The sequence below is a fragment of the Erysipelatoclostridium sp. MSK.7.34 genome (assembly GCF_019041935.1).
GTDB lineage: Bacteria > Bacillota_I > Bacilli_A > Erysipelotrichales > Coprobacillaceae > Thomasclavelia > Thomasclavelia ramosa.
The window spans coordinates 1-4827 of record NZ_JAHPYJ010000052.1 but is presented as its reverse complement, the minus strand read 5'-3'; the positions used below and the strand labels follow the sequence as shown (position 1 = coordinate 4827).

Here is a 4827-nt window from a genome sequence, read left to right as displayed (position 1 = left end):
TCATTGTATCAATTCAATCGACTTTTTTAAATACACTATTTTATTTGGCACTTACAATTTATCTCATGTAGATTTGATTATAACGTCAGTTGATTTAGATAATATAAATGTTCCATACGTTAGAGTAAGTCCAGTTGTTACCAATGAAGATTATATCAATATTATGGACGCATATAAAAAACATATACTATTTAAAGAAGAAGTACTCAGAGAATTGAAAAATTTCTCTGCACCATATCTAAGTCAATTTATTAATCCAACATTAATTCAAATAAAGAAGAATTATAAAAATAAAAAAGAGTGTTTGGAAAACTTAATTCAAGAATTAGAAAATAGAGAATATGTTAATGAAAAATTTAGAGATTCAATCTTTAATAGGGAGAGAGCAGGAGTTACGTGTATGGATAGTGGAGTTGCTCTGCCACATGCCGATCCATCAACAATTATTACATCTAGTATATCTATACTAACTTTAGATAAACCTGTCGATTGGGGTGGTAATCTAGTAAGTCTTATTATAATGGTATGTTTAAATGAAGATCATGTTGATAAGTTTAAAGATGTTATTCAAGAAATATATCAAATCATTATTAAGAAGGAATATATAGATCAGATTGTAAAAATTAGTAGTATTGATGCAATGATAGATTTATTTTATAAGTAATAGAGGGGGAAATTTATGTATTTTGATAAAAGATTATGTATGTTTCATCAAATATTTGCTACTCAGGATGAATTGTTTGAAACAATGTTCAAAACAATGTTTCAAGCTGGTGTAGTTAAAAGTGATTATTTAGAAGGAATTAAAGAACGTGAGGAAGAATATCCAACGGGATTATTGATTAATGATATAGGATTTGCGATTCCTCACACTGATTCAAGCAAGGTTAATTATTCACAGATCTGCTTTGCATCATTGAATCAACCTGTTGAGTTTTTAAACATGGGAGATAAAAATGAAAAAATAAAAGTTGAACTAGTATTTATGTTAGCTATGAGTCAACCGCATGAACAAGTACAAATATTACAAAATTTAATCGCATTGTTTCAGAATAAAGAAGCAATTAATGCACTTAAACAATGTGAAAACGAAGAAGAATTTATGGGTATTTTAAATAGAAATGGAATTTATTAAGAGAGGGTAAAAAAATGGTTGAAGCATTACAATGGTTTATTGGTCTGGGATCAACAGTTTTCCTGCCGATTATAATAATTATTATAGCATTATTTTTTGGGGTTAAATTATCAAAGGCAATTATTTCTGGGATTACAGTTGGTATTGGTTCTATTGGTTTGGATTTAGTTATTGGTTTGCTATCATCAAATTTGGGAACAGCTATTCAAACAATGGGAGAAAAATATGGTAACTCATTAAGTATTATGGATATTGGTTGTGGAGTTGGAGGGCCGCTTGCATTTTCTACAACATTAGGTATTTGTATTATACTAATTTCATTAGGACTTAATTTAGTGTTTGTTATGCTTGGTTGGACAAAAACATTAAATGTAGATATTTGGAATTTTTGGTTCCCAGCGTTCTTGGGGTTAGTTGCTAATGCAATTAGTGGAAGTTTTTGGGTTGGTCTCTTAGGAATTATAGTAGCACTTATGATTCAATGGTTACTTGCAGACTTATTTCAAGAGAAAATCAGCAATTTCTTTGGGTATCCTGGTATTGCTATTACACATATGATGGCTTTATGTGGAACGATTTTTGCAATTCCTGTTAATTGGTTATTTGATCATATTCCAGGTCTGAATAGAATTGATGCAGATGCAGAAACAATTGGTAAAAAATTTGGTATCTTTGGAGATACAGTTATTATGGGATTATTTATTGGTATAGGTGTAGGTATTTTGGCAGGGTATGATGTTGCCAAAATTGGTCAATTAGGAATGACAACAGCAGCTGTTATGAAAATTATGCCAAAAATGGTTGCAATGTTTATGGAGGGTCTAATGCCAGTTGCTGAGGCCGCAAAAACTTGGACAAATAAGCATTTAAATGGTCGTACTGTTAACATTGGTATGGATGCAGCGCTTACTGTTGGGCATCCGACAGTTATGACAACTACATTAATTATGGTACCTGTATCACTATTATTAGCAATTATTTTACCAGGCAATAAAACATTACCATTTGGCGACTTAGCTTTTTATGCATTTGCTATTGCATTAATGGTTCCTTTCTTTAAAGGAAATATTGTGAGAAGTATTTTAGGCTGCAGTTTATATATGGTGACAATGTTATATTTGTCAACCTGGCTAGCACCAGTTATTACAAATGTATTTAAATTAGCAGAATATAATGTTGGTACAGTTGGTTTAGTTACATCAGTTAACTGTGGCTTATGGCCTGTAGCATTATTTACAATACTGTTACAATCAATTGGATGGATTGGATTAGTTATTATTGGAGTTATAGTGTTGGGACTATTAATTTATGTAAATAAAATAAAAAAGCCCGCGGTACAATAGGAGGAAAAAAGAATGAAAACATTATTAATCGTATGTGGAGCAGGACATGCAACTTCTACAATTGCAGTTGCAAAAGTACAAGAATGGTTAAATAGTAATGGATATACAGAAGTTAAAATTTATCAATCTAAATTAGCTGATGAGTTGAATAAAATTGATGATTATGATGCTGTTATCTCAACAACAATTGTATCTGAATCTATTAAAGATAAGGTTATTAATGGATTGCCTTTATTAACAGGTTTGGGGGTAGAACAATTATATAAAGATTTAAAAGAAAGATTAGGTTTATAGTATGAATATTTATCATGATGATATTGTCCTTCAGACAGTTATAGGTAGACCATCATATCACGATATTAAACAGCATTTAATTGATTTTGTAAAAAAATCAAATATTAAAGATGGGTTGATAACAGTTTCAAGTGCACATACAACATGTTCATTATATTTTGATGAAACTATGCATGATACTAATTTTTATGGTGACGAGTATTTACAAGTTGATATTAATAATACTTTAGATCGTTTAGTACCTAAGATGACAAGTGAAAATCAATATAACAGTCCAGGACCAAAACATATTGAATTTGGATTAAGTTTAAGTGATTCAAATTACCCAGCTGAAAAATGGACAATGTTGAATACAGATGCTCATATTAGGTCATCAGTGTTTGGCAGTCCTTCGCTTACGTTTATTATACGTGATGGAAATATATTATTGGGGACTTTAGGACGAGTATATTTCGTTGATTGGGATCAATTAAGAGAAAGAACAAGAATAATTAATGTAATGATTTTAGGTGAATAGGGTATCGAAAGATACCCTTTATTATAAGGAGATGATTTTAATGATTATATCACCTTCACTATTAAATGCAAATACTTATGATCTGGTTAAACAATTAAAAGAAGTTAAAAGTGCAGGAGCAACATATTTACATATTGATGTGATGGACGGACATTTTGTACCTAATCAAGCATTTGGATCAAATACGGTTAATGATTTAAAAGAAAAAACAGAGTTTATTTTAGATGTACATTTGATGATAGAAAATCCTGAAAGATATATTGATAATTACAAGAATGCAGATATTATTACTGTACATTACGAATCAACAAGACATCTTTATAGAGTTATACAAATGATTCATGCATTAGGAAAAAGGGCAGGTGTAGCAATTAATCCTGCGACACCAGTATGCATGATTAAAGAGATGCTCCCACTTGTTGATCAAGTGCTAGTTATGACTATTAATCCTGGAGTACCTGGACAAAAATTTATAAACTCAACTCTTCACAAAATGAAAGAACTAGCAAAACTCAAGGAAGATAATAATTTTTATTATGATATTCAAGTTGATGGTAATATCACTGATGAAACAATAGTAGAGTGTTTAAAAACGGGAGTGAATGTGTTTGTGTCTGGTGGATATATTTTTAATGGAAATATTACAGAAAGAATTAAAAATTTATTAAAGAAAGGCAAAAAATATGAGTGTAAAAAATAATTTAGAGATTATTTTAAATGAATTAAAGCAAAACAGTCAGATAGTAAATGATAATGATTTTCAAAATTTTATTAAAGAAATAGTGAAAGCTCATCATATATATTTATTGGGAAAAGGACGCTCTGGTCTGATTATTTCTGCGTTTGCAAATAGACTTATGCATCTGGGATTTTCAGTTAGTTTAGTCGGAGAAATTACTTCTCCTCATTCAAAGTCTGGAGATTTACTTATTATTGGATCGGGATCAGGTGAAACGCCAAGTCTTGTGTCTATTGCTCAAACAGCAAAAGATGAACAGGTAAGAGTTGCTCTTATAACAATAAACGAAAATTCTACTATAGCTTCTTTGGCTGATAGTATAGTTGTGTTACCAGGTGCTTCTAAATTATCTGGTAAAAGTAAGCAACCTATGGCCTCTGCTTTTGAGCAGCTTTCATTTCTTGTTTATGATGCAATTATATTAGAATTAATGAAAAAATTAAACGAAAATTCAGATAGTATGTTTCAAAGACATACAAATTTTGAATAATTAAACTACAAGAATAAAAAGTCAAACGATATAAATAAATGGATATAAACAGTTTAAAATCCATTTTATAAAATCAAATAATTAGTGTTTAAGTGTGTAGTTCGTTTGAAATGAACCCCAAAGATTGGACTAATATAACAAGTACAATCTTTGGGGTTTTATTATGGCAAAATTAACTTATATGGACAAGAAAGAAATTATAAGATTATATGACGAAGAACGTTATGGATATAGTAGAATGTGTAGAAAGAGAACATTTAGAAAGTTTACTAAAATAAGAACAGTATTCCCAACAGATGAAAGTTTATT

Annotated in this window: 7 protein-coding genes; all 7 read left to right on the top strand. The window is 29.9% G+C overall.

The annotated features are described in order from the left end of the window. The coding region (locus tag KTF99_RS16640; RefSeq protein WP_217215664.1) for a PTS sugar transporter subunit IIA at positions 1-664 on the top strand (664 nt) is incomplete at its 5' end. A 15-nt stretch (positions 665-679) separates the two neighbouring features. Further along, on the top strand, positions 680-1135 hold the full coding sequence (locus tag KTF99_RS16635) for a PTS sugar transporter subunit IIA (protein WP_008792888.1): 456 nt from the start codon (positions 680-682) through the stop codon (positions 1133-1135). Between the two features lie 14 nt (positions 1136-1149). Further along, positions 1150-2478, top strand: coding sequence for a PTS galactitol transporter subunit IIC (locus KTF99_RS16630; RefSeq protein ID WP_008792887.1), 1329 nt, complete (start codon positions 1150-1152; stop codon positions 2476-2478). A gap of 12 nt (positions 2479-2490) precedes the next feature. Continuing rightward, positions 2491-2772 (top strand): PTS sugar transporter subunit IIB, encoded by a 282-nt coding sequence (locus KTF99_RS16625; RefSeq protein WP_008792886.1) that lies wholly within the window; start codon positions 2491-2493, stop codon positions 2770-2772. A 1-nt stretch (position 2773) separates the two neighbouring features. Then, complete coding sequence (locus KTF99_RS16620; protein ID WP_008792885.1) at positions 2774-3289, top strand: YjbQ family protein; 516 nt, start codon at positions 2774-2776, stop codon at positions 3287-3289. Positions 3290-3329: 40 nt separating this feature from the next. Then, entirely contained in the window at positions 3330-3989 is a 660-nt protein-coding gene (gene rpe / locus KTF99_RS16615) for a ribulose-phosphate 3-epimerase (protein WP_008792884.1), read from the top strand. Further along, a complete protein-coding gene (hxlB, locus tag KTF99_RS16610) occupies positions 3973-4518 on the top strand; it encodes a 6-phospho-3-hexuloisomerase (RefSeq protein WP_008792883.1) in 546 nt (181 codons plus the stop codon). The genes rpe and hxlB overlap by 17 nt, the downstream gene beginning before the upstream one ends. Positions 4519-4827 lie beyond the last annotated feature (309 nt).